The sequence below is a fragment of the Aquitalea magnusonii genome (assembly GCF_003202035.1).
Taxonomy (GTDB): Bacteria; Pseudomonadota; Gammaproteobacteria; order Burkholderiales; family Chromobacteriaceae; genus Aquitalea; species Aquitalea magnusonii.
Genome location: NZ_QJKC01000023.1, coordinates 13,775 through 34,429, shown reverse-complemented (window position 1 = coordinate 34,429; position 20,655 = coordinate 13,775). Strand labels below are relative to the sequence as shown.

Genomic DNA, 20,655 nt, shown 5'->3' with positions numbered 1-20,655 from the left:
GGACGTCCTTGCAGATAAATGACAGCCGCCCGACATTAGCATGCCGTGAACGGAGCGTCACTCATCGCGCTGAAAATTGATGAGAATGGCATATGGCGCCACCCGCCATGCCATAGCCGGGCACGTGGCGCTTCAGAGCTGCTAACAAAACCTCGTAGAGAAGCCGGGCCAAGGCGCGCCGACGCAGACAGTGCAAGTAGTACGGCAAGGAGGCGCGACACAGGAGCGGGGGTTTTGTTAGCGCTTCTTAACGGCGGGTGATGCTGGCGGGAACCGCCACCCCGGCCTGCAGCGGGGGCTGGCCTTGCAGCAGGGAAAAGATCTGCTGCAGGCAATGATCCGCCATCGACTGGCCATCCTGCACGATGGCATCCACCGGAATCGGCAGGCAGTCCAGCAGCGGATGATCGTCAAAGGTCATCAGACAGGATGGCGCTTCGCGCAGGCGGTGGGTCTGGCTCATAAAGGACAGCACCCCTTCCAGCAGGGTGATGGAAGCAGTGAACAGCGCCTGTGGATAGCGCCCTTCGCGGGCATGCCACTGCTGCATCATGGCAAAGCCGGAGGCACGCTGGAAATCCCGTTCCTGCACCCAGTGCGCCTGCTCGGTCAGCCCCTGTGCCTGCAAGGCCTGGCGATAGCCGGCCAGGCGGTCGCGGCTGGGCGACAGCGTGGGCTGGCCACCGAAATACACCACCTCGCGCACGCCCTCTGCCAGCTTGCTGCCGATCAGCCGTGCCACGGTATCGGTGGCATCGGTCACCACGGAAGGGATGCCACTGCCGTCGATGCGCCGGTCGACAAACACCAGCGGCAGCCGCGTGGTCCACGGCAGATAGCGGGCGGCATCACTGCTACAGGGCACCACCGCCATGCCATCCACCTGCCGCGCCACCAGATGTGCCATGCCCTCGGCTTCGCGCGCCGGGTCCTCGTCGCTGGTCACCAGCACCAGCTGGTAATCGCGCGCGCGGCACAGGTTTTCCATGGCCTGCGCCAGCGCGGCATGGGCCGAGTTGGTCAGGTCGGGAATCACCAGGCCGATACTGTTGCTGCGTTTGCTGCGCAGCGAGCGGGCAGACTGCGACGGGTTGAAGTGATGCTCGCGCGCCACTTTTTCCACCCGCTCCACCGTGGCCGGCGCAATGCGGTAGCGTTCGGCATGGCCGTTCAGCACCATGCTGGCCGTGGTGCGCGAAACGCCGGCGAGACTGGCAATATCATCGATGGTGAGACGCTTGTAGGCAGTCACGGCAGGCTTTCCTGTCAGCAATTGATCACAAATGGCAACAACCCCCGGCAACCATGTCAGCAGCGGGGGGGTGCGCGATGTAGCGATTGTATTACAAGCCGGCCGGGGTGAGGCAGCGCCCGCCCCGGCAGATGGCCGGTTTACTGCTTGATCAGATTCAGCGGTACCGGGATGAACTTGTCCACGCTCTGGCCGGCAGCCAGCTTCTTGGCGGTCTGGATGCCATACTGGCCGATCAGCTCGGGCTGCTGCTGCACGGTGGCAGCCAGGGTACCGGCCTTCACGGCGGCAACGGCGTCGGCAGTGGCATCAAAGCCCACCACCACCACGTTTTTCAGGCCAGCCGCCTGAATGGCCTTGAGCGCGCCCAGGGCCATTTCGTCGTTGTGGGCAAACACGCCCTGGATGTCCTTGTTGCCCTGGATGATGTTTTCCATCACCGTCAGGCCCTTGGCGCGGTCGAAATCGGCCGGTTGCTTGGCAAGCAGTTTCACCTCGGCCTTGCCATCCACCACCTTGTGGAAGCCTTCGCCACGCTCACGCGCGGCAGAAGAACCGGCAATGCCTTCCAGCTCGACGATACGCCCCTTGCCACCCAGCTTTTGCAGCAGGAACTCGCCGGCCATCTTGCCGCCGGCCACATTGTCCGAGGCAATGTGCGCGCTGACTTCGGCACCGTTCACGCTACGGTCCAGCGATACCACCTTGATGCCCTTGCCGGTGGCTTCCTTCACCACATTGGCCACGGCGGAGGAATCGGTCGGGTTGATCAGGATGACATTCACTTTTTTCTGGATCAGGTCTTCCACGCTGGCCTGCTGCTTGGCCGGGTCGTCCTGCGCATCCACGGTGATCAGCTTGATGCCATCCTTCTGTGCTTCGTCTTCCGCACCCTTGCGCAGCGAAACAAAGAAAGGATTGTTGAGGGTGGATACCGCCAGGCCGACCGTCAGCTGGCCATCGGCGGCGGCAGCGGCGGGGGCGCTGGCGGCTGCCGGGGCGGCGCTGTCCGGGCCTTGCTTGGAACAGGCGGCCATGCCGATTACCAGCAGACTGGCCAGCAGCGGGTGAACAATGCGATTCATGGTGAGTCTCCCTGATTGATGATTGAGCTTGCGTTGACCGGCCCTGGCGCAGGGCCATTGTTGATGCGAAAAACAGTCCTTACTTCTTGCCGCTGCGGTCGATCAGCACCGCCAGCAGAATGACCACGCCCTTGATCACCTGCTGATAGAAGGACGATACGCCCAGCAGGTTGAGGCCGTTATTGAGCACGCCGATCAGCAGCGCGCCCATCAGCGTGCCGAAGATCCAGCCGCGGCCGCCGGTGAGGCTGGTGCCGCCCAGTACCACGGCGGCGATGGCGTCCAGCTCGTAGCCGCTGCCGGCAGTGGGCTGGGCCGAATTCAGCCGCGAGGTCAGCACCACCCCGGCCATGGCCGACATGGCTCCGGACAGGGTGTAGACCCACAGCTTGACCTGATCCACCTTCACCCCGGACAGCCGGGCCGCTTCTTCATTGCCCCCGGTGGCGTACACATGGCGGCCGAATACGGTTTTCTTCAGCAGGAAGGCAAACAGGCCGAACATGATCAGCATCCACACCACCGGAATCGGCACCAGGCCGGCGACATAGCCGCCGCCCAGCATGGAGAACAGATCGCTGTTGAAACCGGTAATGGGGCTGCCGCCGGACACCACCAGCGCCAGGCCGCGCAGAATGGTCATCGAGGCCAGGGTGGCGATGAACGGGGCCACCTTGCCCTTGCTGATCACCAGCCCGTTAAAGAGGCCCATCAGCCCGCCCCCCAGCACCCCCAGCAGCGTGGCCAGCAGCGGATCGACCCCCGCCTGGATCAGGGTGGCGATGGCGACCGAGGACAGCGCCAGAATGGAACCGACCGACAGGTCGATGCCGCCCAGCAGGATCACCAGCGTCATGCCAAAGGCAATCAGCGCATTGATCGATACCTGGCGCATCACGTTCAGCAGATTGGCCACGGTCAGAAAGTCCGGGCTGAGCACGGCCAGTCCCACCGACACCAGCACCAGGGCGATGAACGGGCCCAGACGCTGCAGGGTGGCTTTTTGTTTTGGAGTCATGATGTATTCCTTGCTCTGAAATCAGGCGGCATGCGCGGTGCCGGTGGCGGCCGCCATGATGCTTTCCTGGGTGGCGCTGGCCGCCTCGAACAGACCGGTCTGGCGACCTTCATGAATCACCAGGATGCGGTTGCTCATGGCCATCACTTCCGGCAGCTCCGACGACACCATCACGATGGCGACACCGGCCGCGGCCAGCTGGTTGATGATGTGATAGATCTCTGCCTTGCCGCCCACATCCACCCCGCGGGTGGGTTCGTCCAGCAGCAGCACTTTGGGCGGCTGCGCCAGCCATTTGGCAAATACCACTTTTTGCTGATTGCCACCGGACAGCGATTTCACTTCCAGCTCGGCATCGCGAGTGCGGATGCGCAATTGCTCGATCAGCCCGGCCACCGCCTGCTGCTCGGCGGCGTCCGACACCACGCCCAGCCGCGCATACTGCGGCAGATGCACCAGGGTGGCGTTTTCGCGTACCGACATGCCCAGCACCAGGCCCTGGCTCTTGCGGTCCTCCGTCACAAAGGCGAGGCCGGCGGCAATGGCCGCGCCCGGACTGTCCAGCTGCAAGGCCACGCCATCCAGCAGCACCGCACCGGCACAGCGCCGGTTCAGGCCAAACAGGGTCTTGAGGATTTCACTGCGCCCTGCCCCCATCAGCCCGGCCACGCCCAGCACTTCGCCGGCACGCACCTCGAAGCTGATGTCACGCACATGGTGTTCGTCAGCGAGCCCCTTGACCTGCAAGCGCACGGCACCGGGTGCGGCACTGCGACGGGGGAAGCGATCGCCGATCTCACGCCCCACCATCATGCGTACCACTTCATCAAAGTCTGTGCGGGCAATCACCCGCTCGCCGACAAAGCGGCCATCGCGCAGCACGCTGATCTTGTCGCAGATACGGAAGATTTCTTCCATGCGGTGCGACACATAGACAATGGCCACGCCCTGCGCCTTCAAGCTGCGCATCAGGCCGAACAGGGTGTCGATCTCGCGTTCGGTCAGTGCCGCTGTCGGCTCGTCCATGATCAGCAGCCGTGCATCCATGGCCAGCGCCTTGGCGATTTCCACCATCTGCTGCTGGCCGATGGACAGCAGGCCGGCTTCCGCTTCCGGATCGATATTGTCAGCCCCCAGCGCTGCCAGCTGCGCGGCGGCCTCGCGCCGCATGCGGGCATGGTCGATCACGCCAAAGCGTGCCGGCTCGCGCCCCAGGAACAGGTTTTCCATCACCGACAACTGCGGAATCAGGTTCAGTTCCTGGTGGATGATGGCAATGCCGCAGGCTTCGGCCTGACGGGTGGAGCGGATCTGCACCGGCTGGCCATCAATGCTGATGGCACCGCCATCGCTGCGGTATACCCCGCTGAGGATTTTCATCAGCGTGGATTTGCCGGCACCGTTCTCTCCCATCAGCGCGTGGATTTCCCCGCCGGCAATGGCAAAGTCGACCTCTTCCAGTACGCGGACCGGGCCAAAAGCCTTGCTGATGCCCTGCATCACGACATTCATGGTCAGGTCCTCAGAAAATCACGCCGGAATGCAAAATCACATTGGCGTAGGGTGTGCACTCGCCGGTGCGGATCACCACTCGCGCAGCCTGACAGCGTTGCTTGAATGCTTCATGACTGACCCACTCCAGCGCCACGCCCTGTCGTGACAGGGCGGCAGCGGTTTCCACCACCGCCGGGTTGTGCGCGCGGCATTCGTCGGCAAAGACGGCACGCTCGCACTGGAAATCCGCCAGCACGGTGTCCAGCACGCGGGCAAAGCCCGGCTCACCCAGCGCCAGCGCCAGGTCGATGCATTCCACACCAGCCGGAATCGGCAGGCCGCAGTCGGCAATCACCAGGCTGTCGGTATGGCCCATGCCGGCCAGCACACGGGCGATGTCGCGGTTCAGATGTCCCAGTTTTTTCATGCTTGTTGATCCAGAAAATGTTGCAGTTCGGCCAGCGTCGGCATGCCGCTCTGTGCGCCCTGCCTGGTGACCGACAGTGCGGCGGCGGCATTGGCCCGGCGTACGGCCTCGGCCAGACCCAGACGCCAGAATGCTGCCAGCGCACCATTAAAGGTATCGCCGGCACCAGTGCTGTCCACCGCGGCCACCGGGAAGCCGGCAATCTGCTGCAGACCGCCCTGGGCGTCGGCATAGCTGGCGCCCTGGCTGCCCTGGGTCATCACGATGCCAGCCGGGCGGCTGGCCAGCAGCTGCTGCCAGGGCTGCTGGCTGGCCAGTGCCACCGCCAGCTCGTATTCATTGGGTGTCAGCAGGCTGACCTGTTGCAGCAAGGTGGCCGGTAGCGGCTGGGCCGGAGCCGGATTCAGGATGAAGGGCTTGCCGTGACGCGCTGCCAGCATGGCGGCATGCTCGACGGTGGCCAGCGGCACCTCCAGCTGGGCCAGCACCACGTCGGCATCGATAAAGGCCTGCTCGGCCGCATCCAGCTGCGCCGCTGACACGGCATTATTGGCCCCCGGCACCACCAGGATGGCATTGTCGCCGCCGGCCAGGGTAATGCTGGCCATGCCGGTGGCTGCATCCACCCGGCTGATCCAGCGGGTATCGATGCCCTCGGCCTTGAGGCCGGCCAGCAACTGCTCGCCAAACGCATCCTGGCCCAGGCAGGCAATCAGGCTGACTGTCGCCCCCAGCCGGGCCGCCGCCACCGCCTGATTGGCACCCTTGCCACCGGGATAGGTGGCAAAGCGGTGGCCGAACAGGGTTTCACCCTGGCGCGGAAAGCTGTCCGCTTCCACCACCAGGTCCATGTTGATGCTACCGATCAGCAAAACTCGGCTCATGTCTTGTCTTTCCAGGCGCAGCACCACCAGGGTGAGCAGGCGCGGCGTTGTCATTTGACACCGCGGGCACAGGCCGTGGCAGGCTGCTGTTCATCAAAGGCTAAAACGTACTCAGCAATTGGGTGAACTTATAGCAGAGCCGGCATGTCGGTGGAAGCACAACACGCAATAAATGTAAGTTTTCAACTACATGGCAGCGAAAAAAAACCACACCATGGTGCAGGAGCGCCAGCCAGACGCTGGCTACGGCCCCTGGCACGCACCACGGCGGTGCCGCCGGCCCTTGTCATGTAGTTGCAGCGCACAAATCACCCGACCCTTGTCCGGTGCGGATGATGGCCAATCTCTGCGGCACCGCAGCAGGAAAACTTCGCGCCCGCGCTGCCGACAAGTCCCCTGCGCCGGCCAGCCGGCTGTGCTAAAATCGGCCAACACATTCATTTGATTATGAAAACACTCATCACCGCCCTCTTGCTCTGCCTGCTGTCACTGCCAGCCATGGCCGTGAACAGACTGCTGCCTGCCAATATCCTGGCCGGCACCATCTCCAGCGTGGACAACAACACCGTCACTTTCGTGAAGAGCGAAAGCTCCTTGCTGCGCTCGCTGCTGGCAACACTGATCCCCACTGGTCAGAGCTATGCCACCGCACCGGGCCTGCGCATCTATGACGGCGACAACCGCTTCCTGCTGACCGGTCAATTGCCCACCCTGGTGGGACAGACGGTTGGCATCACGCTGGACCTGCAAGGCAATATCAACCGTATCTGGGTGCTGAGCGATGCTGAAATCGAGCTGCTGCAGCAGCGCCAGCAGTAAGGCGCACCCAATGAACCAGCTGGAATCCGCGTAGCAATGAAGAAGGTATATATCAAGACCTTTGGCTGCCAGATGAACGAATACGACTCTGACAAGATGGTCGACGTTCTGGGCGATGCCGAAGGCATGATCAAGACAGACAATCCGGAAGACGCCGACGTCATCCTGTTCAACACCTGCAGCGTGCGCGAAAAGGCACAGGAAAAGGTGTTCTCCGATCTGGGCCGCATCCGCCCGCTGAAAGAAGCCCGCCCCGACCTGATCATCGGCGTCGGTGGCTGCGTGGCCAGCCAGGAAGGCGACACCATCGTCAAGCGTGCGCCTTATGTGGATGTGGTGTTCGGCCCGCAAACCCTGCACCGGCTGCCGGAAATGATCCGTGCCCGCCAGCACAGCGGTGCGGCGCAGGTGGACATTTCCTTCCCGGAAATCGAAAAATTCGACCACATCCCGCCGGCCAAGGTCGACGGCGCGGCGGCCTTTGTCTCCATCATGGAAGGCTGCTCCAAATACTGTTCCTTCTGCGTGGTGCCTTACACCCGTGGCGAGGAAGTATCGCGTCCGTTTGAAGACGTACTGACCGAAATCGCCGGCCTCACCCAGCAAGGGGTGAAGGAAATCACCCTGCTGGGGCAAAACGTCAACGCCTATCGCGGGCTGATGGCCGATGGCGAAATTGCCGACTTCGCCCTGCTGCTGGAATACGTACACGAAATGCCGGGCGTGGAGCGACTGCGCTTTACCACCAGCCATCCGCGTGAATTCACCCAGCGCATCATCGACTGTTACGGCAAGCTGCCCAAACTGGTGTCGCACCTGCACCTGCCGGTACAAAGCGGCTCCGACCGCATCCTGACTGCCATGAAGCGCGGCTATACCGCGCTGGAATACAAGTCCATCATCCGCAAGCTGCGTGCGCTGCGCCCGGACCTGTGCCTGTCATCCGACTTCATTGTCGGCTTCCCCGGTGAAACCGAGGCCGATTTCGAACAGACGCTGAAGCTGGTCAGGGACCTGGAGTTCGACTTCAGCTATGTGTTCATCTACAGCGCCCGCCCCGGCACGCCGGCGGCCAATCTGCTGGACGACACCCCGCACACGGAAAAGGTGCGCCGGCTGGAAGCGCTGAACGAAGTCATCGAGGCCCGCGGCTATGCCATCAACCAGAGCATGGTCGGCAGCGTGCAGCGCGTGCTGGTGGAGAATATCTCCAAGAAAGACCCGAACATGCTGGCCGCCCGCACCGCCAACAACCGGGTGGTGAATTTTGTCGGCCAGCCGCGCCTGCTCAAGCAGATGGTGGACGTGGTGATTACCGATGCCCGTCCGCACTCGCTGATGGGTGAAATCCTGACTCAAGAAACCGCGTGACACCCGCGCGCAAAGGCCCGTCATGTTTATCGTTGCACTCAGTTATATCGCCCCGCTGGAAGAGATCGACGCCCGGCTGGCACAGCATGTGCTGTGGTTGAAACAGTGCTACGCCGACGGGCTGTTTCTCGCCTCCGGCCGCAAGGAACCGCGCACTGGCGGCATCATCCTGGCCAGAGGCGACCGCCATGCCCTGCAGCAAAGGCTGGCACAGGACCCGTTTGCCCTGGCCGGGCTGGCACGCTATGACATCACCGAATTCCACCCCAGCATGACCGCCCCCGGGCTGGAAGCGCTGCTTGCCCCTGCCGGGGAGCCTGCACCTTGAACCAGCCCACCGCCAGCCAGCTGCTGCCGGCTCCCCGTCCGCTCAGCCGCCACGCCCGCCGGGCGGCCCTGGCCTGCCTCATCATCCTGCCGCTGTTACTCTTGCCCAGCCTGTTGCTGGGTCAGCCCGGCGTGAATGGCGGCTGGGGTAGCCGTTCCCTGTTGCTGCTGATTGGCCCGGCGGCCATAGGCGGCACGCTGGCGCTGTATGCCCTGCTGCTGTATTTGCTGGACAAGCTCACCCTGGATGGCCTGCGCAATGGCCTGTTCATGCTGCTGACCTTGCTGGCCAGCGTGCTGCTTGTTCTGGAAGCCAGTTTCTGGTTTGCCTTGCTGTTCAGCCTCTGAACCACCTTTCGCCTACACGATGAATACCACTCCTCTCAGTTTCAATCCGGTCGACAACGAACGGCTGGCCCGCCTGTGCGGCCCGCTGGATGAAAACCTCAAGCAGATCGAAACCGGTCTGGATGTGCAGATCCAGCGCCGTGGCGAGCACTTCAAGTGCAGCGGCGAACACGCCGATCTGGCGGTATACAGCCTGACCCGGCTGTATCTGCTGGCGGAAAAGCGCGATATCTCCATCGACGACGTGCAGCTGGAACTGGTGGAAGTACGCCAGCACGAGCAGCAGGACGGCGATGTGCCGGTGCTGCTGACCCGTCGCGGCGACCTGCGCGGGCGCACCCCGCGCCAGAGCGGCTATATCAAGGCCATCAGCCAGCATGACATCACCTTTGGCATCGGCCCGGCCGGCACCGGCAAGACCTATCTGGCGGTGGCCTGCGCGGTGGATGCCATGGAGCGCGATGCCATCAAGCGCATCGTGCTGGTACGGCCGGCGGTGGAAGCCGGCGAAAAGCTGGGCTTCCTGCCCGGTGATCTGGCGCAAAAAGTCGACCCCTACCTGCGCCCGCTGTATGACGCCCTGTACGACCTGATGGGTTTCGACCGTGTCACCCGCCTGTTCGAAAAGAACCTGATCGAAATCGCGCCGCTGGCCTATATGCGCGGCCGCACGCTCAACAACGCCTTCATCATTCTGGACGAGGCGCAAAACACCACGCCGGAACAGATGAAGATGTTCCTCACCCGCATCGGCTTTGGCTCGCGCGCGGTGATTACCGGTGATGTGACGCAGATCGACCTGCAGCGCCACCAGAAAAGCGGGCTGGTGGAAGTGGAAAAAATCCTGGGCCAGGTGCGCGGCATTCATTTCCACCATTTCCAGAGCGAAGACGTGGTGCGCCATCCGCTGGTGCAGAAAATCGTCGATGCCTACGACCACTATCAATTGAAAAACGATGAAACAAGCCAAGCGAAATAACCCGCTGCCGCGCCTAGCCGCCCGTCTGCAACTGACGCTGGAAGACCGCAGCCAGGCACAGCTACTGCCCGATGCCAAACTGATCCGCCGTTGCTGCCAGGCCGCCCTGCAGGCCGATGTGAAACAGGCCCAGGTCAGCATCCTGCTGGTGGGCAGTGAAGAAGGCCGCAGCCTCAACCACACCTACCGCGGCAAGGACTACGCCACCAATGTGCTGTCGTTTGCGCTGAATGAAGGCGAGAACATTGCCGATCTGCCGCTGTTTGGCGATCTGGTGCTGTGTACCGAGGTGGTGGAAAAAGAAGCCACCGAGCAAGGCATTGACCTGATGGCCCATTATGCCCACCTGCTGGTACACGGCATGCTGCACCTGCAAGGCTTTGATCATGAGGATGACGAAGAAGCGGAAATCATGGAAACGCTTGAAACTGTCATTCTTGCGAAGTTAGGATATCCCGACCCCTATCTTGAGGAAAAACGCTAACCCCATGGAAGACCCCAGTAAACACAAGCCCAGCCTGTTGGAACGCTTGTCCGCCATGCTCCTGCGCGAACCGGAAGACCGCGAGGAGCTGATTACCCTGTTGCACTCCGCCTTTGAACGCAATCTGCTGGACGCCGAAGCGCTGGCCATGATCGAAGGCGTGCTGGAAGTCAGCGACCTGACCGCCCGCGATGTGATGATTCCGCGCAGCCAGATGGACGTCATCCGCATCGACGACCCCATCGAGCGCCTGCTGCCGGATGTGCTGCGCACCGGCCACTCGCGCTTTCCGGTGATCGGCGACAACAAGGACGACGTGCTGGGCATTCTGTTGGCCAAGGATCTGCTGCATTACTTCCATGCGCCCAAAACCTTCGATCTGCGTGCCACGCTGCGCGCCGGCGTGTTTGTGCCGGAATCCAAGCCGCTGGACGTGCTGCTGCGCGAATTCCGCTCCAACCGTAACCACATGGCCATCGTGGTGGACGAATATGGCGGTGTGTCCGGTCTGGTGACCATCGAGGATGTGATCGAACAGATCGTCGGCGACATCGAAGACGAATACGACTTCGAAGAAGACGACAACAATATCGTACCGGTACGCGACCAGCGCTACCGCGTCAACGCCCTCACCGAAGTGGCCGACTTCAACGAATACTTCGCCACCGACTACGCCGACGATGACGTCGATACCGTGGGCGGCCTGGTGATCTCGCTGATCGGCCATCTGCCCAAGCGTGGCGAAACCGTGGAATCCGGCTCGCTGCGCTTCACCGTATTGCGTGCCGACAGCCGCCGCCTGCAGACCCTGCTGGTGGAACGCCTGCCGCGCAATACCACCGAAAGCAGCCACGACTGACATGCGCACCCTGCTTGTGCTGATCGCCGCCGCCATCGCCGGCGCCCTGACCCTGTACGGCTTCGCGCCCTACCGCTTCTATGGTCTGCTGCCACTGTCGCTGGCGGCGCTGGCACAACTGGTACAGCGCAACCCCCAGCTAGCCTTCCGCACGGGCTATGTCTGGGGGGTGGCCGCCTACACCAGCAATTTCAACTGGATCTACCACAGCCTGCACGATGTCGCCGGCCTGCCGGCGCTGCTGGCCGCACCGCTGCTGTTGCTGCTGCCGGCCTATCTGGCCATCTGGCCTGGCCTGGCCTGCTGGCTGACAACACGCATCGACCAGCGGCCCTGGGTGCGCTGGCTGCTGGCTTTTCCAGCGCTGTGTGAACTGGGCGAATGGCTGCGCAGCTGGGTGATGACCGGCTTTCCCTGGGGTGCCATCGGCTACTCGCAGGTAACGGAAAGCCCGCTATCCGGCTTCATTCCCATCGGTGGTGTGCATCTGGCCAGCTGGCTGGTGGCGCTCACCGCCGGTGCGCTGGTCCTGGTTGCCAGTGGCAGCCGCCTGCAACGCTTGTCGGCGGTGGTCGGCATCATCCTGCTGTGGAGCGCGGGCTTCTGGCTGCAATCCCTCAGCTGGACCACCCCGACCGGCAAGCCCTACCGGGTGGCGCTGGCCCAGGGCGACATTCCCCAGGCCATCAAATGGGATCCGGCCACCTTCGAGGAAACCCTGAAGATTTATTACCAGCAGGTGGCCAGTACCCGGGCCGAGGTGATGATCCTGCCGGAAACCGCGCTGCCGGTGTTCCTGGACGACCTGCCCTCCGGCTACCTCACCATGATTGCCGGCGATGCCCAGCGCAAGAACATGGCGCTGGCCACCGGCATTCCACGCCGCACCAACGATGGCCGCGGCTACCTGAACGCGGTGGTCACGCTTACCGATGCGGCCCAGCCTTATTACGCCAAGGATCACCTGGTACCGTTTGGCGAATTCATTCCGCTGCCGGCACTGATAGGCTGGATTTACCAGTATATGAACATGCCGCTGTCCGGCTTCAGCCGTGGTGGCGCCAACCAGGCTCCACTGCTGCTGGCTGGCCACAGGATCGCCTTCAATATCTGCTATGAAGACAGCTTTGGCGAAGAGCTGATCGGCCCGGCGGCCCAGGCCGGCGTGCTGGCCAATGTCAGCAATCTGGCCTGGTTTGGCAAAAGCGTGGCGATGAGCCAGCATCTGCAGCTGTCACAGGCACGGGCACTGGAAACCGGCCGCTTCATGCTGCGCGCCACCAATACCGGCATGACCGCCATCATCCGCCCCGATGGCGAGATCGCCAGCGTGGCCGCACCATTCACCCAGCAGGTGCTGGAAGGCATGGTGCAGGACTATCAGGGCCTCACCCCCTATATGCAGTGCGGCAACCTGCCGGTGATTGCCGGCTGTATCGTCCTTGTACTGCTGGCCATCGGCCTGGGTGCCTGGCAGCGGCGGCAAAGCAGCCGCCCGCCTGAAGCAGCGGCATAACAAAAAAGCCCTCACACGAGGGCTTTTTCCTTGGCTCAGCAGCGGGTCAGACGTGGAAGCGCGACACCAGCTGGCGCAGATCACTGGCCAGGCTATGCATGGCCTGCACTTCCTGCGAGGTGCCGGCCGATTCTGCGGCATTGCTGCTGGCACTGCGCGCAATCAATTCCACCTGCTGGGCAATTTCATTGCTGGCACTGCCCTGCTCTTTCAGCGCATGCGAAATCTCGTTCACCACATTCACCACCCCGGTGGCGCTGTCGCGAATGTGCGAGATGGCCTCGCCGCCCTGCACCGCCAGTTGCAGACCGGTTTTCACCCGGCCTACCGCTTCCTCCATACAGGCCCGTGACTGATCGGAGCTGGTCTGGATTTCCTGGATCATGCCGGCGATTTCCTGCGTTGCCTGGCCAGTACGTTCCGACAGCTTGCGTACTTCATCCGCCACCACGGCAAAGCCTCGACCCATCTCGCCGGCGCGAGCCGCTTCGATGGCCGCGTTGAGCGCCAGCAGATTGGTCTGATCGGCAATATCCTTGATCACCTGCATGATGCTGGAAATGGTCTGGGTCTTGCTGGCCAGATCGGCAATGGTGACCGCTGCCTGATCCACCGACTCATTGATGCGGTGCATTTCGCTCACCGCACTGGAAATCACTTCGCCCCCCTCCTGCGACAGGCGGCCTGATTCCTGTGACAGATTGCGCGCGTCCTGCGCATGGCTGGCAATATGATTGATGCTGACCGTCAACTGTTCGATCGATGCCGCCATGGCAGCCGCTGCTTCACTTTGCCGGTCAGAGCCACTGACCACGGCATCGGAGCGGCGCGCCACATCCGAACTCATCTGCGACAGGCGGCCGGCCTCGTCGGCAATCTCGCGCACCAGCTGCTTCAGGTGCTGCTGCATGTCGGCCACCGCAGCCATCACGCTGCTCTTGTCACCGGCTTGCAGGGGGACCACGGTATCCAGGTGGCCATCGGCGATACGGCGCACCACGCGCATGGTATCGCCAGGGTCGGCCCCCAACTGCCCCAGGATGCTGCGCATCAGGAACACCCCGGCAATCAGCAGCAGCAGCAGGATGGCCGCCACTTCCAGCAGGGTGAGCCACAGCTGCTGCATGAAAGCGGCGTGGACATCATCCAGGTAAATACCGGTGCCAATCACCCAGTGCCAGCGGGCACTGGTCATCAAATAGGAAATTTTCGGCTGCGGCTGATCAAAGCCCGGCTTGTCCCACACATATTCGGCGAAACCCTGCCCATTTCCCTTACTGACCGTCTCCTGGAACAGCTGCCCCAGATCGACACCAGTCGGGGTTTTCATCCCCTGTACGTTTTTACCCAGCATGGCGGCCTTGGCCCCATGGATGACGTAATTCCAGTTCTGGTCGTAGCCGAAAAAATACTCTTTCTTGTCGTAATGGCTGGCCATCAGGGCGGCGGCGGCCATCTGCTTGGCCTGGGCCTCGCTCAGCTTGCCGCTGGCTTCCAGTGCCTCGTAGCTGCTGATGATGCCCAGCGCGCTTTCCGTCAGATTGCGCGTCTTGTCCTGGCGGTCATGCAGCATGGCATTGCGCTGGTTGAACAGGGCCAGTCCGCTCAAGGCACAGATCAGCAAGGCCACCAGCAATAGCCAGGCGATCAGTCGAGCGCGCAAGCTCATTCCGCTATTTGTTTCCATGGTTTTCTCTCTAGTCCCGTTGGCAGTGTTTCTAGCAAGCAACTGCTCTAAATATCAGTACGTCGTCATTCTACCGTGATGCCGACAACAAGCCACAGGGGTTTACCCATGGATTTATTTCAAATTAGCGGATTATCTTGCAGAATACATTCGCAATTTCATCAAATCCGGCTTTTTCTGACGCCCAGCGCCGAGACCAGACATAAAAAAACCCGGCCTTTAGCCGGGTCAAAAGAGATGGGTCGCCCGCAGGCGCCGCCTCTGGGTCGTCCTTATTTCATGGTGGGCATCACGAATTCGGCGGTCAGTTTTTCCGGCCAGCGGCTGGTGATGGTCTTCATGCGGGTGTAGAAACGCACCCCTTCCGGACCATGCATGTGATGGTCACCAAACAGCGAGGCTTTCCAACCACCAAAGCTGTGGAAGGCCATGGGCACCGGAATCGGCACATTCACACCGACCATGCCCACCTGGATGCGGTGGGAGAATTCGCGCGCCGCCCCGCCGGAGCGGGTGAAGATGGCCGTGCCATTGGCATAGGGATGCGCGTTGATCAGATTGACCGCGCTATCGAAATCCGGCACCCGGACCACCGACAATACCGGCCCGAAAATTTCTTCCTTGTAGATGGTCATTTCCGGGGTGACGTGATCAAACAGGCAGGGGCCGAGGAAGAAACCGTTCTCATGGCCTGGGTGCTGATAATCACGCCCGTCCAGCAACAATGTTGCGCCTTCGGCCACACCCTGGTCGACATAGCCTTTGACCTTGTCGCGATGCTGACGGGTCACCAGCGGCCCCATCTCGGCAGCGGCATCGGCACCCACGCCGATTTTCAGCGTGGCGGCACGCGCCTTCAGCCGCTCCACCAGCTTGTCCGCGACATCGCCGACGGCCACCGCAACCGAAATCGCCATGCAACGCTCACCGGCCGAACCGTAACCCGCCCCCATCAGCGCTTCTACCGTGCCATCCAGATCGGCATCCGGCATCACCACCATATGGTTCTTTGCGCCGCCCAGTGCCTGCACGCGCTTGCCGTGGCGGGCACCGGTTTCATAGATGTACTGGGCAATCGGCGTGGAGCCGACAAAGCTGATGGCCGCCACATCCGGGTGGGTCAACAGCGTGTCCACCGCCAGCTTGTCACCGTGCACCACATTGAACACCCCGTCCGGCAAGCCTGCCTGCTGCAACAGATCGGCCAGGAACAGCGCGGCAGAGGGGTCACGCTCGGAGGGCTTGAGCACAAAGCAGTTACCGCAGGCAATGGCCACCGGCAGCATCCATAGCGGCACCATGGCCGGGAAGTTGAACGGTGTGATACCGGCCACCACCCCCAGCGGCTGGCGCATGGAGTGGCTGTCGATGCCGCTGCCCACCTGCTCGGTGAACTCTCCCTTGAGCAGCTGCGGAATACCGCAGGCAAACTCCACCACTTCCAGACCACGGGTGACTTCACCCAGCGCATCCGACACCACCTTGCCGTGTTCGGCGGAGATGATTTCCGCCAGCTGGCGCTGATTGGCTTCCAGCAGCTCCTTGAACTTGAACATCACCCGCGCCCGCTTCAGCGGCGAGGTTTCCGCCCAGGCCGGGAAGGCGCGGCGGGCATTGGCAACGGCGGCGTTCACTTCATCCACACTGGCCAGACCAACCTGCGCCACCACTTCGCCCAGCGCCGGATTGTAAACATCGGCCACGCGGCCGCTTTGGCCCTGGTACAGCTCACCGCCAATAAAATGTGCAATGGTTTTCATCTTGAATCCTGTCCGTTCTTGCTGGAGGTATAGGTTCAGGCCGTGGCCTGGATGGCTTCGCCGATCACGGCAAACAAGCGGTCGATCTCGGCTTCGCTGATGATCAGCGGCGGCGATACCGCGATGATGTCACCGGTAAAGCGCACCAGTACCCCGGCTTCCCAGCACTTGAGGAAGACATCGAAGCCACGCGCACCCGGCGCACCCGGACGGCTGTCCAGCTCGATACCGGCCACCAGGCCCAGGTTGCGGATGTCCTTGACGTTTTTCACCCCCTGGAGCTGGTGCGCCTTGCTTTCGAACAGGCCGGACAAGGCGGCGGCGCGCTGGAACAGGCCCTCTTCCTGGTACAGGTCCAGCGTGGCAATGGAGGCGGCGCAGGCCAGCGGGTGTGCCGAATAGGTGTAGCCGTGCGGAAACTCGATGGCACGATCAGCCGCCGCTGCCATGAAGGCATCGTGAATTTCCGGCTTGACCAGCAGCGCGCCCATCGGCACCACGCCATTGGACAGGCCCTTGGCGCAGGTGATGATGTCGGGCAGCACATCGAATTTGTTGGCAGCCCAATCCGCACCCAGACGACCGAAACCGGTGATCACTTCATCAAAAATCAGCAAGATGCCGTATTTGTCGCAGATCTGGCGCAGGCGCTTGAGATAGCCCTTGGGCGGAATCAGCACACCGGTGGAACCGGCCATCGGCTCGACCATCACGGCAGCGATGGTGGACGGGTCATGCAGGGTGGTAATCCGCGCCTCCAGCTCGTCGGCGAATTCGGCACCGAATTCCGGCTCACCACGGCTAAAGGCATTGCGCGACAGGTCGTGGGTGCTGCGCAGGTGATCGACCGCCGGCAGCGCCACCGGGAACAGCTTGCGGTTGCCGGCAATACCGCCCACCGAAATACCACCGAAGTTGACACCGTGATAACCACGCTCGCGGCCGATCAGCTTGACGCGGGCTGCATCACCGCGCACGCGGTGATAGGCCACTGCCATCTTCAACGCGGTATCGGCTGCTTCAGAACCGGAGTTGACATAGAACACCTTGGACAAACCCTTGGGGGCCATGGCCGCCAGCTTTTCCGCGGCCTCGAAAGCCTTGGGATGGCCGATCTGGAAGGGCGGCGCATAGTCCAGGGTGGCAATCTGCTTCTGGATGGCTTCCACAATCGGCTTGCGATTGTGACCGGCATTCACGCACCACAGGCCGGCACAGCCGTCCATGATCTCGCGGCCGGCATCGTCCTTGTAGTACATGCCATCCGCACTCACCAGCATGCGCGGTGCGCTCTTGAAGTGGCGGTTGGCCGTAAACGGCATCCAGAATGCGTCCATATTGAGTTCGGTCATGTGTTCTTCCTCCTGACGGCAGTCGTCTCTGCCTGATGTCTGACAATTTAGTCATCACACCAATACAATCACAGGTACAGTTATGCAGATATTTGCCGGGACCGTACAGGTCAAATCACCAGTACAGTTCAAGCAGCAGCCCCCTTGCCTGCAATGGAAAAACCCATGACCAGCCTGAGCATCACCCCCCAAGCCGGCCAGACCCTGGTCGACGCCATTGTCAGCGCCATCAGCCAGGCCATCGACGCCGGCCACTGGCGTCCCGGTACACGCATACCCTCGATACGGCGCTTCGCCACCGAAAATGGCGTCAGCCCCTTTACCGTGGTCGAAGCCTATGACCGCTTGCTGTCACAAGGCTATCTGCGCTCGCGGCCCGGCTCGGGCTTTTATGTGGAAGTACGCCAGCGAGCCAGCAGCCTGCGTCAGGCGGCGCGACTGGAAGATCTGCCCATCGATGAGCACTGGCTGTTGCGCAATGTCTACGAGCACTCGGAACAGGCCTTGCAAGCCGGTTGCGGCTGGCTGCCACCCGCCTGGTATGACATCGAAGCCCAGCAGAAAGCCCTGCGGGCGCTGGCGCGGCATGGTGACATGAATCTGCGCTACGGCGATCCCAAGGGCTATCCGGTATTACGCCGGCAACTGGCACAACAGCTGGCAGAAAAAGGTGTACCGGTACAGGGTGATGACATCCTGCTGACACAGGGTGCCAGCAAGGCGCTGGATATGGTGGCCTGTGCGCTGCTGCGCCCGGGCGATACCATCCTGGTCGATGATCCGGGCTACTGCAATCTCCTGTCCTGCCTGGCTTTTCGCGGTTTCAATCTGGTGGGCGTGCCCTGGACCGAGCAAGGACCGGATATCACCGCCTTGCAGGCCTTGCTCGAAACACACCGGCCGCGCGCTTTTTTCACCAATCCCTGGTTGCAGAATCCCACCGGTGCCAGCTATTCCGTACAAACCGCGCATCAGGTGCTCAAACTGGCCGAGCAATACGATTTGCTGCTGGTGGAGGACAATGTCTCGGGCGACTTCACCCATGGCCGCCAACCCACGCTGGCAGCGCTGGATGGCCTGCGCCGCGTCATCTATATCGACAGTTTTTCCAAGACCCTGTCGCCAGGCTTGCGCGTGGGTTTTATCGCCTGCCCGGCCGACTGTGTGGAAAAACTGCTGCGCTACAAAATGATGTCCGGTTTGACCACGCCGGAGCTGAATGAACGCGTGGTGCTGGAAATGCTCAATGAAGGGCGCTACCGCCGTCAGGTGGAAAAACTGAAGTCACGGCTGGCCGAGGCGCAGTTTCTTGCCGCCGAGCGTTTGCAGGCACTGGGATGGGAGCTGTTTACCCGTCCTGCCAACGGGCTGTTCCTGTGCGCCAGGCCGCCACAAGCCATCGACAGCATGCAGCTGGCCGAGCAGGCCTTGAAACAGGACATCCTGCTGGCGCCAGGCCACCTGTTCCGCCCCTATGGCGAAGCCAGCAATTGGCTGCGCTTTAATGTTGCCTATAGCCAGGATGAACGCTTGTGGCATTTCCTGCAGGATCCACCCCGTGCCAGCACCGGCCGGCAATGCTAGCATGGGCGGCAATCCACCATTTTTAGCGGAGTTTCCATGCAACTGAGCCAGATGTTTGTGCATCCGATGAAATCGGCCCGCGGTATCAGCTACAGCCGTGCCTATGCCAGCCAGCAAGGTCTGCTGCACGACCGCGAATGGCTGCTGGTCACCCCGGAGGGCCGTTTTCTGACTGCGCGCGAATTTCCGCGCATGGTATTGATCGAGATGGATCTGATTCCCGGCGGCATGCTGCTCAAAGCACCCGGCATGACCCCGGTGATGGCCATGACCCAGGTCTATACCCAGCCAGTGGTCACGGCAGTATGGAAGGATGAATTCAGCGCGCTGCACGGTGACCCCAAGGTGGATGAGTGCTTGAGCCAGTACATGGGCGTGCCATGCAAGTTGCTGTGGCTGGGCATGCAATCGCGTCGTGTCTTGCAAGAGGCCAGCACGCCGATGTCGTTTGCCGACGGCTATCCTTATCTGCTGGTCAATCAGGCTTCGCTGGATGCCTTGAATCAGGAACTGGCACAGCCCGTCAGCCTGCGTCACTTCCGCCCGAATCTGGTGATCAGCGATGCCTTGCCTTATGAAGAAGACGACTGGAGCCTGCTCCGTATTGGCGACATCCTGTTTGAGGTGGCAAAACCCTGCACCCGCTGCCAGTTGACCACGGTGAATCCACTCACCGGCGAATTTTCTGCAGACAATGAGCCGATGCGCACCTTGATTCGTACCCGTCAGTTGCCCGAGGGCATCTGCTTTGGGGTCAACCTGATCGCGCGTAGTGAAGGGATACTGCAGCTGGGTGCTGCAGTGGAGGTGGTGGAGTCCCGCTACACCTTCTAAGCGATACCGTAGCACGGGCGCATTCTGCTCAAGCTAACGGGGGTAGCGGCAGGCTCTCCGCCTGCTTGCCCACGCCAGACAAGCAGCCCTGGCAGGACAAGGCGACCAACAATGAAAAAAGCCAGCTTGCGCTGGCTTTTTTCACAACTTCACTGAAGATTACTCAGCGGAGTCATCCACGACTGCGACGGCATCTTCAGCACGATCCACCAGCTCAACCAGAGCCAACGGGGCATTGTCGCCCTTGCGGAAACCGTACTTCAGGATACGCACATAACCACCATTGCGGGCGGAGAAGCGCGGGCCGAGTTCGTCGAAGAGTTTAACCACGATATCGCGGTCACGAGTGCGGTCAAACGCCAGACGACGGTTGGCGAGAGACGGCTTTTTGCCGAGCGTAATCAGCGGCTCGGCCACACGACGCAGTTCCTTGGCTTTCGGCAGCGTGGTCACGATAACTTCGTGCTTCAGCAGCGAATTCGCCATGTTGCGCAGCATCGCCAGACGATGGCTGGTCGTGCGGTTCAGTTTACGATTACTGTAACGATGACGCATTGTTAATGTCCTTTAGTCTC

20 protein-coding genes are annotated in these 20,655 nt (G+C 61.8%); 10 read left to right on the top strand and 10 right to left on the bottom strand.

The window, feature by feature from the left end; genetic code table 11:
* Positions 1–247 precede the first annotated feature (247 nt).
* The 6 genes from DFR38_RS18455 to rbsK form a co-directional block, all read right to left on the bottom strand.
* A complete protein-coding gene (locus DFR38_RS18455; protein ID WP_059287476.1) occupies positions 248–1,252 on the bottom strand; it encodes a substrate-binding domain-containing protein in 1,005 nt (334 codons plus the stop codon).
* A gap of 140 nt (positions 1,253–1,392) precedes the next feature.
* The gene (gene rbsB / locus DFR38_RS18450) at positions 1,393–2,337 is read right to left on the bottom strand and encodes a ribose ABC transporter substrate-binding protein RbsB (protein ID WP_110313746.1); all 945 of its coding nucleotides are present in this window, start codon (positions 2,335–2,337) and stop codon (positions 1,393–1,395) included.
* A gap of 79 nt (positions 2,338–2,416) precedes the next feature.
* Complete coding sequence (locus DFR38_RS18445) at positions 2,417–3,355, bottom strand: ABC transporter permease (RefSeq protein WP_110313745.1); 939 nt, start codon at positions 3,353–3,355, stop codon at positions 2,417–2,419.
* Positions 3,356–3,376: 21 nt separating this feature from the next.
* Entirely contained in the window at positions 3,377–4,867 is a 1,491-nt protein-coding gene (locus DFR38_RS18440; protein ID WP_059284766.1) for a sugar ABC transporter ATP-binding protein, read from the bottom strand.
* 10 nt (positions 4,868–4,877) lie between these two features.
* Positions 4,878–5,276, bottom strand: a complete 399-nt coding sequence (rbsD, locus tag DFR38_RS18435; RefSeq protein ID WP_059284767.1) for a D-ribose pyranase — start codon at positions 5,274–5,276, stop codon at positions 4,878–4,880.
* A complete protein-coding gene (rbsK, locus tag DFR38_RS18430; protein WP_059284809.1) occupies positions 5,273–6,160 on the bottom strand; it encodes a ribokinase in 888 nt (295 codons plus the stop codon). Before rbsK ends, rbsD begins: the two co-directional genes overlap by 4 nt.
* A gap of 447 nt (positions 6,161–6,607) precedes the next feature.
* Between rbsK and DFR38_RS18425 the strand changes: the two genes are divergently transcribed.
* The 8 genes from DFR38_RS18425 to lnt are packed head-to-tail and all read left to right on the top strand — an operon-like array spanning position 6,608 to position 12,863.
* Complete coding sequence (locus tag DFR38_RS18425; RefSeq protein WP_059284768.1) at positions 6,608–6,979, top strand: hypothetical protein; 372 nt, start codon at positions 6,608–6,610, stop codon at positions 6,977–6,979.
* Positions 6,980–7,015: 36 nt separating this feature from the next.
* The gene (miaB, locus tag DFR38_RS18420; RefSeq protein WP_059284769.1) at positions 7,016–8,350 is read left to right on the top strand and encodes a tRNA (N6-isopentenyl adenosine(37)-C2)-methylthiotransferase MiaB; all 1,335 of its coding nucleotides are present in this window, start codon (positions 7,016–7,018) and stop codon (positions 8,348–8,350) included.
* Between the two features lie 22 nt (positions 8,351–8,372).
* Positions 8,373–8,678, top strand: coding sequence for a YciI family protein (locus DFR38_RS18415; RefSeq protein ID WP_110313744.1), 306 nt, complete (start codon positions 8,373–8,375; stop codon positions 8,676–8,678).
* Positions 8,675–9,025: a hypothetical protein gene (locus DFR38_RS18410; RefSeq protein WP_059284771.1), complete on the top strand. Its 351-nt coding sequence runs from the start codon at positions 8,675–8,677 to the stop codon at positions 9,023–9,025. The genes DFR38_RS18415 and DFR38_RS18410 overlap by 4 nt, the downstream gene beginning before the upstream one ends.
* A gap of 19 nt (positions 9,026–9,044) precedes the next feature.
* Positions 9,045–10,004, top strand: a complete 960-nt coding sequence (locus DFR38_RS18405; protein ID WP_103526380.1) for a PhoH family protein — start codon at positions 9,045–9,047, stop codon at positions 10,002–10,004.
* Positions 9,982–10,488 (top strand): rRNA maturation RNase YbeY, encoded by a 507-nt coding sequence (gene ybeY, locus DFR38_RS18400; protein ID WP_059284773.1) that lies wholly within the window; start codon positions 9,982–9,984, stop codon positions 10,486–10,488. Before DFR38_RS18405 ends, ybeY begins: the two co-directional genes overlap by 23 nt.
* 4 nt (positions 10,489–10,492) lie before the next feature.
* Positions 10,493–11,347, top strand: coding sequence for a CorC family transporter (locus DFR38_RS18395; protein WP_059284774.1), 855 nt, complete (start codon positions 10,493–10,495; stop codon positions 11,345–11,347).
* A 1-nt stretch (position 11,348) separates the two neighbouring features.
* On the top strand, positions 11,349–12,863 hold the full coding sequence (gene lnt / locus DFR38_RS18390; RefSeq protein ID WP_059284775.1) for an apolipoprotein N-acyltransferase: 1,515 nt from the start codon (positions 11,349–11,351) through the stop codon (positions 12,861–12,863).
* A 46-nt stretch (positions 12,864–12,909) separates the two neighbouring features.
* On the opposite strand, the gene DFR38_RS18385 is transcribed toward lnt, so the two are convergent.
* The 3 genes from DFR38_RS18385 to aptA all read right to left on the bottom strand — a co-directional run bounded on the left by DFR38_RS18385 (position 12,910) and on the right by aptA (position 17,662).
* The gene (locus DFR38_RS18385) at positions 12,910–14,532 is read right to left on the bottom strand and encodes a methyl-accepting chemotaxis protein (RefSeq protein ID WP_239688517.1); all 1,623 of its coding nucleotides are present in this window, start codon (positions 14,530–14,532) and stop codon (positions 12,910–12,912) included.
* A 290-nt stretch (positions 14,533–14,822) separates the two neighbouring features.
* Complete coding sequence (locus tag DFR38_RS18380; protein WP_059284777.1) at positions 14,823–16,310, bottom strand: CoA-acylating methylmalonate-semialdehyde dehydrogenase; 1,488 nt, start codon at positions 16,308–16,310, stop codon at positions 14,823–14,825.
* Between the two features lie 35 nt (positions 16,311–16,345).
* Positions 16,346–17,662 (bottom strand): omega-aminotransferase AptA, encoded by a 1,317-nt coding sequence (gene aptA, locus DFR38_RS18375; RefSeq protein ID WP_059284778.1) that lies wholly within the window; start codon positions 17,660–17,662, stop codon positions 16,346–16,348.
* A gap of 165 nt (positions 17,663–17,827) precedes the next feature.
* Here aptA and DFR38_RS18370 point away from each other — a divergent pair, with 165 nt between their 5' ends.
* On the top strand, positions 17,828–19,246 hold the full coding sequence (locus DFR38_RS18370; RefSeq protein ID WP_239688518.1) for an aminotransferase-like domain-containing protein: 1,419 nt from the start codon (positions 17,828–17,830) through the stop codon (positions 19,244–19,246).
* 36 nt (positions 19,247–19,282) lie between these two features.
* Entirely contained in the window at positions 19,283–20,080 is a 798-nt protein-coding gene (locus tag DFR38_RS18365; protein WP_059284780.1) for an MOSC domain-containing protein, read from the top strand.
* Between the two features lie 159 nt (positions 20,081–20,239).
* On the opposite strand, the gene rplQ is transcribed toward DFR38_RS18365, so the two are convergent.
* The gene (gene rplQ, locus DFR38_RS18360) at positions 20,240–20,635 is read right to left on the bottom strand and encodes a 50S ribosomal protein L17 (RefSeq protein WP_059284781.1); all 396 of its coding nucleotides are present in this window, start codon (positions 20,633–20,635) and stop codon (positions 20,240–20,242) included.
* Positions 20,636–20,655 lie beyond the last annotated feature (20 nt).